The sequence below is a fragment of the Streptomyces sp. NBC_00096 genome (genome assembly GCF_045041305.1).
In the GTDB taxonomy this organism is placed as follows: domain Bacteria; phylum Actinomycetota; class Actinomycetes; order Streptomycetales; family Streptomycetaceae; genus Streptomyces.
The window spans coordinates 7,339,830-7,355,862 of the sequence record NZ_CP108221.1; the positions used below are offsets into that span (position 1 = coordinate 7,339,830).

Consider the following 16,033-nt stretch of genomic DNA (forward strand, 5'->3'; position numbering starts at 1 on the left):
GCAGCACCACCACCGCACACGAGAGGGAGCCGCCACCATGGCACGGCGCACGGAACGTCCCCGGCAACGGCCGCCAGGCCCACGCGGTCCGCTACGGAGGCTGCTCCCGCGGCACGCCGGTCCCGACGCCGCCTTCGGCGCGAGGCTCGTGCTCGCCTCGGTCGCGACGGCCGTGGCGGCCGTGCCGTTCGCGCTGGCCCTGGTCCTCGTGGAGTCGCAGTGGCCTCCGCTGCACCACCTGGACCGGACCGCGGCCGAACGCCTCCACGGCACCGCGCTCGCCCACCCGGGCTGGGTGGAACTCCTGCGCTTCCTCTCGGACTTCGTGTGGGACCCGGTGACCCTGCGCCTCGCGGTGGCCGTACTCGTGGCCTGGCTCATGACCCGGGGCGCCTGGCGGCTGGCGGCCTGGGCATCGGCCACGGCGGTCGCGGGCGGCCTGACCGGGCTCCTGGTCAAGAGCGCGGTCGAAAGGGCACGGCCGCATCTCGCCGATCCGGTCGCCCACGCGCCCGGCTTCTCCTTCCCCTCCGGCCACGCCATGACGGCGACGACCTCGTGCGCGGTCCTGCTGCTGGTCCTGCTGCCCGTGGTCCCCCGGGCCTGGCGGCCGCTGCCCTGGGTGCTCGCGCTCGTCACCACGGTCGGCGTCGGCTGCACCCGGGTCGCGCTGGGGGTCCACTGGGTCAGCGACGTCGTGGGCGGCTGGCTGCTGGGCCTCGCGGTGGTCACCGCGACGACACTGGCCTTCGAGGCCTGGCGGGCCGACACCGGACGGCGCCGTACCCCGGTGGCCGGGGGCCTGGAACCGGAGCTCACCGGACCCGAGCCCGAGGCGCCCGCGACCGGCGGGGACGGGGGAGGGGCCTGAGAGGGGAGTACTGCACGCGGTTCCTGCCGTCCGCCCGTCCTGCCGCCCGTCGTCGGCCAGACACCGGTGAAATCGAGCCGTTGGCGTCACGTCGGGTCCCCGGTGGGGGATGACCGCCGGATCGGGGGGCAGGTGCGCCCAGAGCCTCACGGGGCCGTGGCCGTCAGTGCCCGAGTCCGAGTCCGTGACCGAACGGCCGGTGCGCGGTCCCGTGAGGGAAGATCCGGCTTGCGAAGGAGTACGACCATGCTGATCACCGTCAGTCGCTCGGGAGGCTTTGCCGGCGTGGGCAAAGTGCGGAAGATCGACACCTCTGTCCGGCAGGACGCCGCGGCATGGGAGGACCTGGCGCGACGCGTCATGCCGCCCGTGGCGGACGGCTTCCACTACCGGATCACGGTCGACGGCCAGGAACTCGTTCTCGAGGAGATGGGCCTGACCGGCGACCAGCGCGAACTCATCCGCGCGGTCCTCGGCGAAATGGCCTGACCCCGGCGCCCGCCCGGGCCCGGTGTCCGGGGTGATCACATCGCCGCCCGCGACAACGGGCCCGGTCCGGGGCCATGGGAGCGGGCCGGACGGGTAGGAGCCCGGTACCGGGGTACGGTCCGGCCATCTGGCTGCGACGGGGCCGTACCCCGGCCCCGGCCGCATTCCGTCGCCGCCGCCGTGCGGGCCGTCACCCGCTAGCGCCGGCCCGGGCGGGCGCCGGATCCTTGCCGACAACCGGTTCGCGGCCGACCTGAGCCGGTCGCTGGAGCGGATCTCGGGCCGTACGGCCTCCGCCGCGGCACCTCACTGAGCCGATGGAGCCGCCGGGAAGCGGCTCCGGGCGGTGTGCCGAGCGCGGACGCTACTTGCTGACGGTGGTGTGGGCGGACTCGGTCGCGGGCCCCGAGGACTCCCGGAGCTCGAGCCGTTCCGGCCGGAGCGCGGGGATGAGGGCGGCGACGGCTCCGGACAGCAGGGCGAACCCGCCGCCCATCAGCAGTCCGGTCCGGAAGCCGGACTCGGAGGTGAAGGTGACGCCGCCGGCCGTGGTGGTCATCCGGGCCAGCACGACACCGACGACGGCGGCGCCGACGGAGGTGCCCAGGGAGCGCATGAGGGCGTTGAAACCGTTGGCCGCCCCGGTCTCCGCAAGCGGCACCGCGCTCATGATCAGGGCGGGCATGGCGCCGTAGGCGAGGGCGACACCGCTGTTGATGACCATGGCGGCGACCATCAGGCCGGGGGCGGTTCCGGCCAGCAGGAGCGCGGCGCCGTAGCCCGCGGCCAGCAGGAGCGCTCCGCAGACGAGGGTGACCTTCGGGCCGCGGGCATTGGTGAGCTTGCCCCCGAGGGGGGAGACGGCCATCATCATCAGCCCGCCGGGGAGCATCCACAGCCCGGCCGCCACCATCGACTGGCCCAGGCCGTAGCCGGTGGAGGCGGGGAACTGGAGCAGCTGCGGGACGACCAGCATGCTCGCGTACATGCCGAAGCCGATGAAGACCGAGGCGAGGTTGGTCAGCAGGACGCGCGGACGGACCGTCGTGCGCAGGTCCACCAGCGGGTCGGTGGTGCGCCATTCGAACCAGCCCCAGGCGGCGAGGACCGCCAGGGCGGCGGTGATCAGGCCGAGGGTGGTCGCCGAGCCCCAGCCCCAGTCGGCGCCCTTCGACACGGAGAGCAGCAGGCACACCAGGCCTGCCGCGAGGCCCAGCGCGCCGATCACGTCGAAGCGCTGGCCCTTCGCCGCGGCGGGGACGTCGGGCACGAAGGCCACGATCATGACGGCGACCACGGCCGCGAGCGCCGCGGCTCCCCAGAACAGGAAGCGCCAGTTCGCGTACTGCGCGACGGCCGCGGAGAGCGGCAGGCCGATCCCGCCGCCGATGCCCATGGAGGCGCTCACCAGGGCGATGGAGGAACTGAGCTTCTCGGCGGGGAGGATGTCCCGGAGCAGGGCGATGCCCAGCGGGATCATGCCCATGCCGATGCCCTGCAGGCCGCGCCCGACGATCATGGGTATGACGCTGCCGGACAGGGCGCACACCACGGATCCGGCGATCAGCGGCACGCAACAGGCCAGCAGCATGCGGCGCTTGCCGACCATGTCGCCGAGGCGGCCGCTGATGGGGACGCACACGCCCGCGACGAGCAGGGTGGCGGTGACGACCCAGGCCGCGTTGGAGTGGGACGTGTGCAGGATGTTCGGCAGGTCGGTCAGCAGCGGAGTGACCAGCGTCTGCATGACGGCCGCGGCGACACCCGCGAGGGCGAGCGTCGCGATCACCCTTCCGGTGCGGGTGGTGGCCGTGGGGGACTGTGGCATGGAGAGTCCTAGAGGCGTAGGTCGAAGGTCCGGCCGGCCGGACGGCACGGAGTGCGCGAGGTGCTGAGGGGACTGCCCGGCAGCGAGTGGGTACGAGGTCGGTGCACACCACAAGCAGTAGTCAACTATCAGTTCGCGGCGCGCGGCGTGTCAACCAGATCCGATCGTCGACTATCAGTTGCTATTGTCGGCAGCGTGCCGACCGACACTCCCAAACCTCTGCGAGCGGACGCCGCCCGCAACATCGAGAAGATCGTCCGGGCGGCACGAGACGTATATGCCGAGGTGGGGCCCGATGCGCCGCTCGACGAGATCGCCAGGCGGGCCGGCGTGGGGATCGCCACGCTCTTCCGCCGGTTCCCGGACAAGGCCGCCCTCCTTCGAGCGGTACTCGACCAGCAGTTCACCCAGGACGTCATCCCCGCCATCGACCGCGCGCTCGCGGACGAGGACCCCCGCCACGGTCTGAGCGTCGTGATCGAAGCCGCCCTGACCTCGGCGGCCGACGAGCACCACGTGCTGACGGCGGCCCGGAACGCCGGAGTCTTCTCCGCGGAGACCAGCGCCCGCTTCTTCGACGCGCTCGACCCGCTGGTGACGCGGGGTCAGCAGGCCGGGGTGATCCGCGCCGACCTCGTGCCCGACGATCTGAAGAGGATCATGAGCATGCTCGTCAGCGTCCTGTGGACCATGGATCCGGCCGAAGACGGCTGGCGGCGCTACGTGACCCTGGTCCTGGACGGCCTCAACCCCGCTGCCGCCAGCCCCCTGCCCCACCCGGCGCCTGCGCTCCTGCGCCGACCGCAGCCCCGGTGATCTACGCCTCCCCGACGGGGGCGGCGCCTACCGGCCGGTCGCCGGCAGGTCCGCGGGAGCGGGGTCGCGCCACATGGGCCGGACGGTCGGCCCGCCCTCCGGGAGGCGGAGCTCACCGGTGACGCGGAAGCCCAGCCGTTCGTAGAAGGGCACGTTGGCCGGCTTGCTGGACTCCAGGTAGGCGGGCTGACCGAGGCGGTCGCAGTCGGCCAGCTGCTGGTGCAGCAGCGCCGAACCGACGCCCGTCCCCTGGAGCCCCGGCTCCGTCCCCACGGACGGCAGGTACCAGTGCGGTGTGTCCGGATGGGCCTCGTGCATGGCGTTCTGGACCTCCCCGGCCCGTGGCAGCCCACGGAGTCCGAAGACGCCGGCGTACCGGGGGAGCGCCGTCAGGTCCTGTACCGCGGAGGTCTTCCAGCGCCCGGGCTCCGACCACAACGCGGCCGCCAGCAGCCGCCCTTCACCGGTCGCGGCGACCCGGACACCGCCCGCGCGGGGCCGCTGCCGGCGCTGGGCCAGCCTGAAGTAGCGGGCGATCCGGCGTTCCCGGCCGGTGGCGCCGGGGATCATCCACGCCATGACCGGGTCGTCGGCGAAGGCGCGGGCCAGGAGCGCGGCGATCGCCCCGGCCTCCCCGGGCCGGGCCGACCGGATCCCGTACCCGGCGAACGGCAGTGCTGGACGTGTGCTCATGGGGCCACGCTAGGCAGCGAGCCCGGGCCGCCCCCGGCGCACGGGCCGGACACGCCGCACGAACCACCCGGCGGCGGCCTCTGCGGCCCGGGCCCCGCGGGCGCGCGACAATGGACACCCGCACCTCTCCACACACCGTCCAGACCGAGGCAGGAGCACCTTGACCACCGCTGACCGCTGGCACCTGCGAGGCTCCGCCGACCACGCCTACGCCGGTGCCGAGGCCCGGCACTTGCTCCGCCACCGGCTGGACTGGGGCAACCCGGAAACCTGGTTCGAGAGCGGCACGGGGCGGCTCCTGGGCGTCGTCACCAACGGCGAACGTGCGAAGGTCACGTTGCTGGACGGGGAAGGCGACCCCGGCGAGCATCTCGCGGATCCGCGCGCCGAAGGCTCCTCCGGCGGGTACGCGCTGCCCGACGGCCGGACCGGCAGCCACGCCGACCGGGACACGGTCACCCTCGACGCCGCCGGCCACGCGGTGGCCCACCTCATCGAGCACGGCACCTGGCCGCCCGGGCAGACCACCGCGAGCACCCGCACCGAGGACCGCCCGCCCAGCTGACGGGCACGGAAACCGCATGGCTGATGCACCCCCGCCGCCGGTATCGTCCGGTCGCAGAACAGCCGTACCAGCGGCCTCCCGCATCCAGAGAGCGACGCACATGCCCAGCCAGCGAGCAACGACGACCCTGTGGCGCCCGACCGGCCCCGAAGAGCTGGCCCTGGTCCGAGAGCTGAACTGGCGTGCCTGGCCCCCTCGTCTCCCCGAGCAGCCGATCTTCTACCCGGTCCTCAACGAGGACTACGCGATCAAGATCGCGAGGGACTGGAACGTCAAGCACAGCGGCGTCGGATTCGTCACCCGCTTCGAGGTCGAGTCGGGGTTCCTGAGCCGGTACCCCGTCCAGCAGGCCGGCGGGCGGACGATCCTGGAGCTGTGGGTGCCGGCTGAGGAGCTGGACGAGTTCAACGCTCACCTGGTCGGCGAGATCCGGGTGGTACACGAGTTCCGCTGAGACGGGCCGGGTGGCAACTCGATGCGGGCGGTGAGGCCGCCGCCCGGGTTCGCCGTGGCGGTGACCGTGCCGTGGTGGGCCGTGACGATCGACCGGACGATCGCCAGGCCGAGCCCGTGCCCGGTCCGGTCGCTGCTGACCCGGGACCGGGCCCGGTAGAAGGGCTCGAAGAGCCGGTCCACGACCTCCTCTTCCACGTGCGGGCCGGTGTTGTCGACCTCGACCACCACACCCTCCTCCCGGTGGACGGCCAGATGCACCGAGCCGCCGGCGACGTTGTGGGTGAGGGCGTTGTCGAGCAGGTTCAGCAGCAACTGCCGCAGCAGCGTGGCGTTTCCGGTGACCTCGCAGTCCGCCTCGATCTCCGTCTCGATGCGGATCCCGTACGAGGCCGCCCGCCCGGCCCGTTCGGCGACGACCCGGACCACGAGCACCGAGACGTCCACCGGACCGGGGTCGAAGGGCGCCGCCCGGTCCGCGGTGGCCAGGTCGAGCAGCGCCCGTACGACGTGGATGTTGCGTTCGTTGGTCTCCCACAGCATCGGGACGAGCTCCGCGAACTCCTCGCCCGTGGGGTCGTCGCCCGCGACCTGGAGCAGGGTCCGGGTGGTGGCCAGCGGGGTGAGCAGCTCGTGCGAGGCGTTCGCGGCGAACCTCTGGTGCGCGGCGAAGGACTCCTCCAGACGGGCCAGCATGCCGTCGAAGGTGTCCGCCAGCTGCTTGAGCTCGTCCGCGGGCCCCCCGGCGTTGATCCGGTCCCGCAGATTGCCGTTCGCGGCCCTCGCCGCCGCCTCGCTGATGGTGTGCAGCGGGGCGAGCAGCCGTTTGGAGAGGATCCACCCGGCGCCGAGGCCGAGGGCCATCACCAGGAGCACCCCGCCGATCGAGAAGGTGAGGACGGTGGACCACACCTCCTCCTTCGTGGTGATGTCCGCGGGGGCGCCGGTCTTCAGGCCGTCGGCCCTGTGTCCCTCTGTCATCTGTCCCTCGCCGGGCGTCGGGCACGCGATGTCCCCCGGGAGCGGAGGGGTGGTCCCGGGCGGGGTGCAGACCCGCGGAGGCACGGAGCCGGCCGGGACCTCCACGGTCCTGGTGAGGTCGTAGGTCGGGACGAAGCGCATGCCGACGTAGATGATCGTGACCATCAGCGCGCCGCACAGCCCGAGCGCGCCCGCGAAACCGAGGAAGAGCCGGCCGTGGATGCTCAGCGACCGCCGTGCGGGCCTGCGCGCCGGGCGCCGCCTCATTCGGTCCCCAGGTAGTAGCCGGCGCTGATCGCGGTGTGCACCAGCTGCGGTTCGCCGAGCTTCTTGCGCAGGGTGTGCACGACGAGGCGGGCCGCGTTGGTGAGGGGGTCGGTGTGCGCGTCCCAGGCCTTGTCGAGGAGGTACTGGGCGCTGAGCACCCCGCCCTCGGCGCGCATCAGGAGCTCCAGTACGGCCAGTTCCTTGCGGGTGAGCCGGATCTCGCCGCCCCCGCGGCTGACCCGCTGGCGGTGGGTGTCGAATTCGATGTCGGCAAAGGTGAGGACCGGCGCGTGCACCATCGGGCTGCGCCGGTACAGGGCTCTCAGCCGGGCGACCAGTTCGGGAAAGTCGAAGGGCTTGGCCAGATAGTCGTCGGCGCCCAGCCCCAGGCCCTCGACCTTGTCCCCGAGGCGCCCGGCGGCGGTCAGCATCAGCACCCGGCACCCGAGCCGCATCCTGACGATCCGGCGGCACACCTCGTCACCGTGCACCCCGGGCAGATCGCGGTCCAGGACCACGGCGTCGTAGTCGTAGACGGCCACCCGCTCCAGGGCCGTCGCCCCGTCGTGCACCACGTCCACCGCGATGGCCTCCCGGCGCAGACCCATCTCCAGGGCCCGTGCCATGTACTGCTCGTCCTCCACCACCAGCACGCGCACGCGCGACAACCTTTTCTTTTCATTAATTCACCGGGGCATTTCCCCTACTCCGCCACCGGTATCGACCTCGTACCGGATCCGTCTTATCAAACGGCACATTTGATCCGTGTATGAGACACCGGGCGCTGCCGGAAATCGCATACACCGCTCAAAACACGGCCTTCGTAGCGTGACGTCCATGAATCTGTTCAAACGAGCCTGGTGGCGGCTGTGGGGCCAGCTGGGCAAGACGGTGATGCTGGTGGGGCTCTTCTTCGTCATCTGCACCCTGGTCCTGTCCGGGTTCCTGATCCAGTCGGCGGCGGCGCGTGCCGCCGAGTCGGCGAAGAGCAGCGTGGGCGCCGTGGCCACCATGCAGCTGGACCTGAACGCCCTCATCAACTCCGGGAAGTCGCAGAAACCGGACCCGGGGTCGGGGCAGGGCGGCATGATCGGAGCCGAGGGCGACCTGAGCCGCGGCCTGGTGGACAAGATCTGCAAGTCCTCGGTGGTGGCGCGGTGCAACTACTCGAAGGACGGAGTCGCGGCCCCCACGGGCCAGGTCAAGCTCCACCAGCCGGTTCCGGCGCCGGCCGGCCAGGACAGCGGCGGAGTGGACTTCTTCAAGGCGGACGGCGTCCGTGACCTGGACTCGGTCTCGGCGTTCCGCAACGGCGATTCCAAGATCATCGCCGGCTCCGGCATCAAGCCGGACACCAAGAACGACGTCGTCGTCATCGAGGAGCGGGTGGCCAGGGACAACAACCTCAAGGTCGGCGACAAGGTCAAGCTCAACGCCAACATCCAGAATCCCGACGGCCGCCTCGGCACCAAGGAGACGGACTTCACCATCGGCGGCATCTACACCAACGGCATCCCCGACCCCCGCTCGTACGTCCCGCCGATGGCGGCCCCCTCGAACCAGATCTACGTCACTCCGGACGGCGCGACCCGCCTCGACGGCAAGGAACCGGCCGCCGACGGCGGCGTCCTGAAGCAGGCCACCTTCACCCTGCGCGACCCCGGCGACCTGGACGAGCTGAAGGAGGACGCGAAGGCGGCCGGAGCCGACCTCAAGATCTTCCCGCTGACCGTCAACGACAAGCAGTACAAGACCCTGGTCGGCCCGATCGGCAAGACGGCCGACTTCGCCTCCCTCACGGTCTGGCTGGTCGCCGTCGCCGGTACCGTCATCCTCGCCCTGATCATCGCCTCCAACCTGCGCGAACGCCGCAAGGAGCTGGGCATCCTGCTCTCCCTCGGCGAGAAGAAGCCCAAGCTGCTCGGCCAGCACCTGGTCGAGGTGGTCGCCTGTGCGGTCCTGGCGATCGGCTTCGCCGCCGCGGGCAGCCAGCTCCTCTCCCAGGCCATCGGCGACCGACTGCTCTCCGGCGAGGTGTCCTCCGCCAACGACCAGGCCGCGAACGAAGCGAACAAGCCCGACCCCTCCGACCCCACCGGCGGCGCGAACAGGAGCGACGAACCACAGGTCGAGCCCATCGACACGATGGACATCCGGCTCGGCCCCGCCGACTTGGGCAAGGTCGGCGCCACCGGCCTCGGCATCGCGGTCCTCGCCACGCTCGTCCCCGGCGCCCGCGTACTGCGCCTCAACCCGCGCGACATCCTGACGAAGGGCGACTGACGTGACCACCCCGATCCTCGAACTCAGTGACCTCAGCCGCGCCTACCAGAGCGGAAACCGCAGGCGCACCGTCCTCAAGGGCGTCAACTACGCTTTCGAGGCCGGCCGGATGTACGCGGTGATCGGCCCCTCCGGCAGCGGCAAGACCACCCTCCTCTCCCTTGCCAGCGGACTCGACTCGCCCACCACGGGCAGCGTCCGCTTCCAGGGCCAGGACGTGGCCCGGCTGGGCCTGGGCCGGTACCGCAACCGGCACGTGGCCACGGTCTTCCAGTCGCTGAACCTCCTCACCTACATGACCGCCGTGCAGAACATCACCTCCGCGATGGAGATCACCGGAGTGAAGGGCGTCAACAGGAAGCGGCGCGCCACCGAACTCCTCGACCTCCTCGGCATCGAGCGGGCCGACCAGAACCGCCGCACGCTCCAGCTCTCCGGCGGCCAGCAGCAGCGCGTCGCCATCGCCCGGGCCCTGGCCTGCGAGGTGGACGTCCTCTGCGCCGACGAACCCACCGGCAGCCTCGACCACGAGACGGCCGCCGACATCATCGAGGTGTTCCGGAGGCTGGCCCACGACGAGGGCAAGTGCGTGATCCTGGTGACCCACTCGCGGGAGGTCGCGAACGCCTGCGACGAGGTCCTGCAGCTGAAGCGGGGCAAGCTCGTGACCGTGTGACCGTAGGGGGCCGGCCCGGCCAGGGGCCACCCGGCCCGGGCGGCCCCGTACGGCGCAGTCCAGCGCGCCGACGGGGCCGTCCGGTGTCTTGACTGGGGGCGTGGACACCGACCAGCGCCCCTCCGCCGCCGCGTACCGCAATCTGATCGTGGCCACGCTCGGGTTCACGCTCACCTTCTGGGCCTGGGACCTGATCGCCCCACTGGCCACCGGGTACAAGGACCGGCTGAACCTCAGTTCCTTCCAGCAGTCGCTGCTCGTCGCGATCCCGGTCCTGGTCGGTTCCGTGGGGCGGATCCCCGCGGGTGCGCTCACCGACCGCTACGGTGCGAAGCTGATGCTGCCGCTGGTGTCCGCGCTCACCGTCGTTCCGGTGCTGCTGCTGATCCCCGTGAAGGACGACTACGTCCTCCTCCTCGTGGTCGCCCTGCTGCTGGGCCTCGGCGGCACGACGTTCGCGATCGGCGTCCCCCTCGTCAATTCATGGTTCCCGCCGGACCGGCGGGGCTTCGCGCTCGGCGTGTTCGGCATGGGTACCGGAGGCGTCGCGCTGTCCGGCTACTTCACCCCGCGCATCGCCGCTCACGGCGAGAACCTGCCGTTCCTCGTGGTGGCCGCCGCGCTCGCGGGGTACGCGGCGCTGGCCGCCGTCCTGATCACGGACCGCCCCGACCGGGCCGTACCCACCGCCTCGCTCTCCGCCCGGCTCGGCCGGGCCGCCCGGCTGCGGGTCACCTGGGAGCTGTCCGCCCTGTACGCCATCGGCTTCGGCGGCGTCGTCGCGTTCGGCGTCTACCTGCCCACCTACCTCAAGACCTGGTACGAACTCCCGCCGACCGACGCGGGCACCAGGGCCGCCGGCTTCGCCCTGGTCACCGTGGTCTTCCGGCCCATCGGCGGCCGCCTCTCGGACAGGTTCCACCCGGCTGTCGTCACCGCCGCCGCGCTGGCCGCCGTGGCCCTGTTCGCCGTGGTCCAGGCGTTCGACCCACCGCTCGTCCCGGCTGCCACCATCGCGATGCTGATGATGGCAGCCGGGCTCGGTACCGCCGGCGGGAGCGTCTTCGCCCTGGTCTCGCAGGTCACACCGCAACCCCAGGTGGGCAGCGTCACCGGCATCGTCGGCGCCGTGGGAGGTCTCGGCGGGTTCGTCCCGCCCCTGGTCATGGGCGGCATCTACAGCGCCAAGGGCTCGTACTCGATCGGCTTCATGCTGCTGTCCGACCTCGCGCTGGCAGGGTGCGTGTACGCCTACGGCCGCATGCGCACCCTGCGCACCAGCCGGTGAGGTGACGGGACCGGCCCGCGCGGGTTCAGCGGTCCGGTGCCATGTCGTACGTGACCCACATGGTGCGGGTGGCCACCTGGTCGTACTTGGCCCGGGCGCGGTGGTTGTCGTCGGCGGTGATCCAGCGGACCACGCTCCAGCCGCGTTCGGCGGCGATCTCGCGCAAGACTGCGAGCAGCCGGTCCGCGGCCCCTGAGCCGCGGTGGGCGGGGTCGACGAACAGGTCGTCCAGGTAGCAGCCGGTGGTGGCCGACAGGGGTCGGGCGAACGGGCGGTAGTGGGCGAGGCCGATCAGCCGGCCGTCACCGTCCTCGGCGACGAGGACGTTCACCTCGTGGGAGGGGTCGTTCACCCAGGCCCACACGCGTTCGGCGGCTTCCTCGGTCTGCTCGACCCGGTAGAAGTCCGCGTAGCCGCGGTACAGCGTGCGCCACTGCGGGAAGTCCCCGTCGCGGACCCCGCGGACTGTGATGGTTTTCGACATGATGCGTACTTTCCTCGTCGGGAACGGCCCCTCGCGAAGGATCATGCCTGGTCCGGCCGTGCCCGGGCAGCACCGGAATGTCGAAATCGGGATCCTGACGCGCCGCTGCGGAAGGTAGCCGTGCCGTGGTCACAGGGCGGTGTGGACAAGTGTGGACAGGGATGGGCACTCCCCGGGGTGTCCGGGCCTGGAGAGTGGACACCGCATGACACGAGTCTGTGTGCCATGACGGTTGCGGACACGCAGACCGTCGCAGACACGCGAATACGCGAATACGCAGACACGCGAATACGCAGACACGCGAATACGCACACATGCAGACGACAAGGAACATCCCCATGCCCTCGACCTCCCGTCCCGCCCGTGCCATGACCGTACTGGCCGCCACCGCTGCCCTCTGCGCCACCGCGACCACCGCGACCGCCGCCCATGCCGCGGACTCCAGCGGGCGGCCGCCCAGGATCGTCACCGCCTGGGCCGGCGCCTGGAACGGCACGGACCCCCGGTCCCTCGGAGCGCTGTTCACCGCCGACGGCACCTACACCGACGAGGCCATCGCCGTCACCTTCCGGGGCCGCGAGGAGATCTCCGGCTGGAAGGCACGCGCCGACAACCTCATCGGCAACGTCCACGTCACGGTCCGTGCGTCCCGCCTCGACGGCGACCGCGTCACCGTCCGGGCCGTCTACTCCGGCCACCTCAAGGGCGCGCCCAAGCCCTTCGCCGTGCCGATGACCACCGTCCTCGACCTCGACAGGAACCACTGCCTGATCACATCCGACCAGGACCACTACAGCCTGGCCACCGTCCTCGCCCAGTCCGGCCTGCCCGCCGACTGGACCCCGCCCACCGGCTGACGGACCGTTCGCGGGGGTTCCGCCTTCAGGTGCCGGGCACTTGCGGAAGGTGCGTCGTACGACTTATTTTCCCAGCCTCGATGCCGCGCGTCGCGACATGAAGACTGTCCGGTCGGACGACGCACACGGAAGGGACCGACCCCTTGGCCGCCCCACGCGACACCCCTGTACGCAAAGCCCGCTCACGCGGCGTCGGACGGATGATCCTCGACCGCCTGTCCGTCGAGGGCCTCATCACCGAGACCGAGCCGATCGCCGCCGGCATGACCCGGATCCGGGTGGCCGGGGAGGGGCTGCGCGCACTGACCTGCACCCCGGGCCAGCAGCTCCGCGTCTTCACCGGAGATCCCGGCGCCTCCTCCCTGCGCGCCCGCCTCGGCGATCTGCGCACCTACTCCGTGTGGCGGTTCGACCCGGAGCTCGGCGCGCTCGACCTGTGCGTACTGGACCACCTGGGCGCGGGCCCCGGCGCCCGGTGGGCGCGGGCCGCGCGCCCCGGGCAGGCCGTCCGGTTCCGTGGCCCGGAAGGGTCGTTCACGCTGCGCCCGGACGCGCCGTACCACCTGTTCGCCGGAGAGGAGACGGCCTCCGTGGCCCTCGGCGCCCTGCTGGCCGCCGTACCGGCGGACAGCAGGGTGTACGGCGCGGTGGAGACGGCGACCGCCGGGGCCCGGCTTCCGCTCCACCGTGCCGGTGAACTCGCCTTCGTGGTCCGGGGCGACGCGTCCCCGGTCTCCTCCGCCGTGCTCGTGGACGCGGTGCGCGCCCTCGACCTGCCCGACGAGCCCGGGGTCGGGTACGTGGCGGGCGAGGCGCGCACGGTCCAGCTCGTCCGCGACCACCTGGTCCGCGAACGCGGCTGGCCCCGGCGGTCCGTGGTCACGAAGCCGTTCTGGACCCCGGGCAAGACCGGGATGGAGTGAGGAGCGCCGTCGTCGGGCGGGTCCGGCGGGGCGGGGCCGTCAGCCCTGGCAGAGGCCGCGGGTGTAGTCGTACGTCGCGGTGGTCTGGGAGTACCGCCACTGCGGGTCCAGCAGGTCGCTCTTCAGCTGTGCGGCCGCGGCCGGGCTCTCGACGACGTAGCCGAAGTCCTGCAGCCAGGACGGGTACAGGTTCTTGGAGCCGAGGTAGAAGGCCGAACCGTCGACCGAGACCACCTTGTGGTGCTGGGCGTAGGGCTTGCCGTCCGCCCAGGTCGGCCGGTCGGAAGCGCGGAACGTGGCCAGCTGGAGGTTCTCGCACAGGGCCGTCCGCGCCCGGGCGCCGTCACCGGTCAGGTTCGTCACCCGGCCGCGCAGGGCGTCGCTCACCTCGGAGAGCGACTTGATCTGCGAGTAGCCGCCGCTGCCGACCGCGCCGCGGTTCGCCGGGTCGCCGACGACGATGCGCACCTTCACACCGGAGACGAGCTTCGCGGCGAGGGTGTCGTAGAGGCGCACGTCGTAGCGGGGCAGCGGCGGGCAGGTGGCCTGCATGTCCTGCTGGGAGATCTCGATGTGCGAGGTCGCGCTGGAGACCAGGGCGCGCAGGGCGCTCTCCTCCGGGTTGACGGTGTCGTAGTCCCGGTCGGCATTGGTGTTGTCGTGCACCCCGATCCCGCACTTGGTGTCGGCGGCCGTGGGCAGGACCGGGCGGAAGGCGGAGGCGGGGTCGTTCTGGCGGATGCCCACGCCGAGACCACCGACGGCGAGCGCGGGCACGTCCCCCTCGCGCTGCGGAGCCGTGGGAAGGGGCAGGGAGGCCATGCAGTCCGCGCCGGGTGAGGCGGCGAACCAGACCGAGTTCCAGCTGCTCTTGTTTCGGCAGGTCCAGTCCCACAGGGAGTCCAGGTAGCGGCCCGCGGAGCCCGCCGCGGGCCCGGACAGTGCCAGGTCGACGTCGCTCACGGGGTGGGAGGTGTCGAGGTAGTCGTCCTTCCAGTTGTTGATGCCGCCGGTGATCACCGAATTGCCGTCCACCACGACCAGCTTGGAGTGGTTCCAGGAGAAGGCGGTCTTCGAGGTGGTCATGGAGGCCACGTTGAGGGTGATGTTGCCCGCGGCGGCCTGGCCCAGCTTCGCGAGCAGCTCGTCCCGGTAGGATGAGGGGAACACCGTGGAGTGGTAGATGGGCGCCGCGCCCACCATGACGCGCACCTTGAGCCGGTTGCCCTTCTGGGCGGCTTCCCTGAGGCCCGCGACGATCGCCTCCTGGTAGCCGCCGTTGGGGAAGGGGGCCAGCGTCGATATGTCCACCGTCTGCCGGGCATTGGCGATGTCCTGGCGCATCTTCTCCAGGAGACGGCGCGATCCGGGCCGGTCGGCGCAGGTGGCGTCACCCCAGCAGCCGGGGGTCTGGAGCAGCCAGTCGGCGCCCCCGGGCGCGGACGAACCGAGCCGGTTGCCGGAGGTGCGTTCCCAGACCGAGCCCTCCAGGCCCGGCGATACCTGACGCAGGGTCTGCTCCACCGAGTCCAGGTGCGGGGTGGGCGCGTCCGCGGCGAACGCGGGGGCGGTGGCGCCGACGAGGGAGAAGCCGAGTGCGAGGGCCGGTGCGCTGAGGAGGGCCGTCGTACGGGCGGTGCGTGCCAATGTGGTTCCTTGACTGAGGGGTGGCTCTGGCCGGGAGCATGACCGGCCAGAGCTCCAAGCTTGATCAACCCGCGCAAGTTACCAGCTGGTAGACATCTGTTAATCAGTCCAGGGCGAGTTCCGGCCACGCGTTCGCCGCATCCACGGCATCCGCCGCATTCACGGCATCCACGACCGTCCGGCGGGCGTACCGTGGCGGTACGACCCTCCGGGAGGACAGCCCATGAGCGCGCAGCCCTACGACACCTCCGCCACGCCGTACGCCCCCGCCCCGGGAGCTCCGGCCGAGCTGCTGACGCAGCTGCGCGCCGACCGCCGTGCCGCACGGTGGGTGCCGGCCTTCGAGCAGGAGTGGACGGCCGCGCTGGAGGAGTCCCGCCGGACGTTCTCGCTCGCCGCGCTCTACGAGGTCGTCCAGGTCTGGCAGGCCAGGCTCGGCTCCGCCCCGGCGGTGGACGCCTTCGTCGCCGGCGGCTGCGACGACAGCGCCTTCGTGGACATGGCGGAGCTGCGGGGCGGGCGCCGGTGACCGGCCTGCCGTACGCGGTCCGCTTCTCCGCACCGGCGGCGAAGGCGCTCGAAATGCTGCCCGAGCACGCCGAAGAGACGGTCTGGGACATCCTGGACGCCGCCGCGGCCGACCCCTGGGGCTTTTCCCGGTGGAACGCCGACGATCCCGAGGGCGAGGACGTGCGGCTCGCGTCCGTCGGTCAGCTGTCCCTCACCTACTGGATCAACAGGCCCCTGCGCCGCCTGTCCGTCCTGAACGTCCTCTGGCTCGGAGAGCCGCGCACGACAGCACTCTGACCCCGGCACCGCAGATGCCGGGGTCAAGGCGATCTCGGGTCCCTGTCAGGCCAGTTGACCGGTCGGATCGGTGCTGTCGGTGATTCGGCGGATCGGCGGCCGGAT

Annotated in this window: 18 protein-coding genes; 12 read left to right on the forward strand and 6 right to left on the reverse strand. The window is 71.8% G+C overall.

Annotated features, from left to right (window positions below; translation table 11 throughout):
- Nucleotides 1-37: 37 nt before the first annotated feature.
- Both OG904_RS32805 and OG904_RS32810 read left to right on the forward strand, forming a co-directional pair.
- Entirely contained in the window at nt 38-871 is an 834-nt protein-coding gene (locus OG904_RS32805; RefSeq protein WP_405497300.1) for a phosphatase PAP2 family protein, read from the forward strand.
- 246 nt (nt 872-1,117) lie between these two features.
- Complete coding sequence (locus tag OG904_RS32810; protein ID WP_405497302.1) at nt 1,118-1,360, forward strand: protealysin inhibitor emfourin; 243 nt, start codon at nt 1,118-1,120, stop codon at nt 1,358-1,360.
- Between the two features lie 364 nt (nt 1,361-1,724).
- On the opposite strand, the gene OG904_RS32815 is transcribed toward OG904_RS32810, so the two are convergent.
- Nucleotides 1,725-3,188, reverse strand: coding sequence for an MFS transporter (locus tag OG904_RS32815; protein WP_405497304.1), 1,464 nt, complete (start codon nt 3,186-3,188; stop codon nt 1,725-1,727).
- A gap of 195 nt (nt 3,189-3,383) precedes the next feature.
- Here OG904_RS32815 and OG904_RS32820 point away from each other — a divergent pair, with 195 nt between their 5' ends.
- A complete protein-coding gene (locus tag OG904_RS32820; protein WP_405497306.1) occupies nt 3,384-4,004 on the forward strand; it encodes a TetR/AcrR family transcriptional regulator in 621 nt (206 codons plus the stop codon).
- A 27-nt stretch (nt 4,005-4,031) separates the two neighbouring features.
- Here OG904_RS32820 and OG904_RS32825 read toward each other — a convergent pair whose 3' ends face one another.
- Nucleotides 4,032-4,697: a GNAT family N-acetyltransferase gene (locus OG904_RS32825; RefSeq protein WP_405497308.1), complete on the reverse strand. Its 666-nt coding sequence runs from the start codon at nt 4,695-4,697 to the stop codon at nt 4,032-4,034.
- Between the two features lie 160 nt (nt 4,698-4,857).
- On the opposite strand from OG904_RS32825, the gene OG904_RS32830 reads away from it, so the two are divergent.
- Complete coding sequence (locus OG904_RS32830) at nt 4,858-5,262, forward strand: hypothetical protein (RefSeq protein WP_405497310.1); 405 nt, start codon at nt 4,858-4,860, stop codon at nt 5,260-5,262.
- Between the two features lie 100 nt (nt 5,263-5,362).
- Nucleotides 5,363-5,716, forward strand: coding sequence for a hypothetical protein (locus OG904_RS32835; protein ID WP_405497312.1), 354 nt, complete (start codon nt 5,363-5,365; stop codon nt 5,714-5,716).
- Here the strand turns inward: OG904_RS32835 and OG904_RS32840 are convergent.
- Both OG904_RS32840 and OG904_RS32845 read right to left on the reverse strand, forming a co-directional pair.
- Nucleotides 5,674-6,963 (reverse strand): sensor histidine kinase, encoded by a 1,290-nt coding sequence (locus OG904_RS32840; RefSeq protein WP_405497314.1) that lies wholly within the window; start codon nt 6,961-6,963, stop codon nt 5,674-5,676. The genes OG904_RS32835 and OG904_RS32840 overlap by 43 nt on opposite strands.
- Nucleotides 6,960-7,622, reverse strand: coding sequence for a response regulator transcription factor (locus OG904_RS32845; RefSeq protein ID WP_405497316.1), 663 nt, complete (start codon nt 7,620-7,622; stop codon nt 6,960-6,962). Before OG904_RS32845 ends, OG904_RS32840 begins: the two co-directional genes overlap by 4 nt.
- 178 nt (nt 7,623-7,800) lie before the next feature.
- Here OG904_RS32845 and OG904_RS32850 point away from each other — a divergent pair, with 178 nt between their 5' ends.
- From OG904_RS32850 to OG904_RS32860, 3 genes are all read left to right on the forward strand, one after another.
- Nucleotides 7,801-9,246: an ABC transporter permease gene (locus OG904_RS32850; RefSeq protein ID WP_405497318.1), complete on the forward strand. Its 1,446-nt coding sequence runs from the start codon at nt 7,801-7,803 to the stop codon at nt 9,244-9,246.
- 1 nt (nt 9,247) lies between these two features.
- Nucleotides 9,248-9,922: an ABC transporter ATP-binding protein gene (locus OG904_RS32855; protein ID WP_405497320.1), complete on the forward strand. Its 675-nt coding sequence runs from the start codon at nt 9,248-9,250 to the stop codon at nt 9,920-9,922.
- A 100-nt stretch (nt 9,923-10,022) separates the two neighbouring features.
- Nucleotides 10,023-11,210: a nitrate/nitrite transporter gene (locus OG904_RS32860; RefSeq protein WP_405497322.1), complete on the forward strand. Its 1,188-nt coding sequence runs from the start codon at nt 10,023-10,025 to the stop codon at nt 11,208-11,210.
- Nucleotides 11,211-11,235: 25 nt separating this feature from the next.
- Here the strand turns inward: OG904_RS32860 and OG904_RS32865 are convergent, their stop codons facing one another.
- Nucleotides 11,236-11,694, reverse strand: coding sequence for a GNAT family N-acetyltransferase (locus OG904_RS32865; protein WP_405497324.1), 459 nt, complete (start codon nt 11,692-11,694; stop codon nt 11,236-11,238).
- A 338-nt stretch (nt 11,695-12,032) separates the two neighbouring features.
- Here OG904_RS32865 and OG904_RS32870 point away from each other — a divergent pair, with 338 nt between their 5' ends.
- Together OG904_RS32870 and OG904_RS32875 are read left to right on the forward strand one after the other, a co-directional pair.
- Nucleotides 12,033-12,551 (forward strand): nuclear transport factor 2 family protein, encoded by a 519-nt coding sequence (locus tag OG904_RS32870; protein ID WP_405497326.1) that lies wholly within the window; start codon nt 12,033-12,035, stop codon nt 12,549-12,551.
- 200 nt (nt 12,552-12,751) lie between these two features.
- Nucleotides 12,752-13,474: a siderophore-interacting protein gene (locus tag OG904_RS32875; RefSeq protein ID WP_405497328.1), complete on the forward strand. Its 723-nt coding sequence runs from the start codon at nt 12,752-12,754 to the stop codon at nt 13,472-13,474.
- A 39-nt stretch (nt 13,475-13,513) separates the two neighbouring features.
- On the opposite strand, the gene OG904_RS32880 is transcribed toward OG904_RS32875, so the two are convergent.
- Entirely contained in the window at nt 13,514-15,121 is a 1,608-nt protein-coding gene (locus tag OG904_RS32880) for a phospholipase D-like domain-containing protein (protein ID WP_405497330.1), read from the reverse strand.
- A gap of 223 nt (nt 15,122-15,344) precedes the next feature.
- Between OG904_RS32880 and OG904_RS32885 the strand changes: the two genes are divergently transcribed.
- A complete protein-coding gene (locus tag OG904_RS32885; protein ID WP_405497332.1) occupies nt 15,345-15,650 on the forward strand; it encodes a DUF6247 family protein in 306 nt (101 codons plus the stop codon).
- On the forward strand, nt 15,647-15,928 hold the full coding sequence (locus OG904_RS32890) for a hypothetical protein (protein WP_405497334.1): 282 nt from the start codon (nt 15,647-15,649) through the stop codon (nt 15,926-15,928). Before OG904_RS32885 ends, OG904_RS32890 begins: the two co-directional genes overlap by 4 nt.
- Nucleotides 15,929-16,033: the final 105 nt, after the last annotated feature.

Coding starts and splice junctions, on each gene's coding strand:
- OG904_RS32805 (WP_405497300.1), top strand. CDS start 38: ATGGCACGGCGCACGGAACGTCCCCGGCAACGGCCGCCAGGCCCACGC.
- OG904_RS32810 (WP_405497302.1), top strand. CDS start 1,118: ATGCTGATCACCGTCAGTCGCTCGGGAGGCTTTGCCGGCGTGGGCAAA.
- OG904_RS32815 (WP_405497304.1), bottom strand. CDS start 3,188: ATGCCACAGTCCCCCACGGCCACCACCCGCACCGGAAGGGTGATCGCG.
- OG904_RS32825 (WP_405497308.1), bottom strand. CDS start 4,697: ATGAGCACACGTCCAGCACTGCCGTTCGCCGGGTACGGGATCCGGTCG.
- OG904_RS32835 (WP_405497312.1), top strand. CDS start 5,363: ATGCCCAGCCAGCGAGCAACGACGACCCTGTGGCGCCCGACCGGCCCC.
- OG904_RS32840 (WP_405497314.1), bottom strand. CDS start 6,963: ATGAGGCGGCGCCCGGCGCGCAGGCCCGCACGGCGGTCGCTGAGCATC.
- OG904_RS32850 (WP_405497318.1), top strand. CDS start 7,801: ATGAATCTGTTCAAACGAGCCTGGTGGCGGCTGTGGGGCCAGCTGGGC.
- OG904_RS32865 (WP_405497324.1), bottom strand. CDS start 11,694: ATGTCGAAAACCATCACAGTCCGCGGGGTCCGCGACGGGGACTTCCCG.
- OG904_RS32870 (WP_405497326.1), top strand. CDS start 12,033: ATGCCCTCGACCTCCCGTCCCGCCCGTGCCATGACCGTACTGGCCGCC.
- OG904_RS32875 (WP_405497328.1), top strand. CDS start 12,752: ATGATCCTCGACCGCCTGTCCGTCGAGGGCCTCATCACCGAGACCGAG.
- OG904_RS32885 (WP_405497332.1), top strand. CDS start 15,345: ATGAGCGCGCAGCCCTACGACACCTCCGCCACGCCGTACGCCCCCGCC.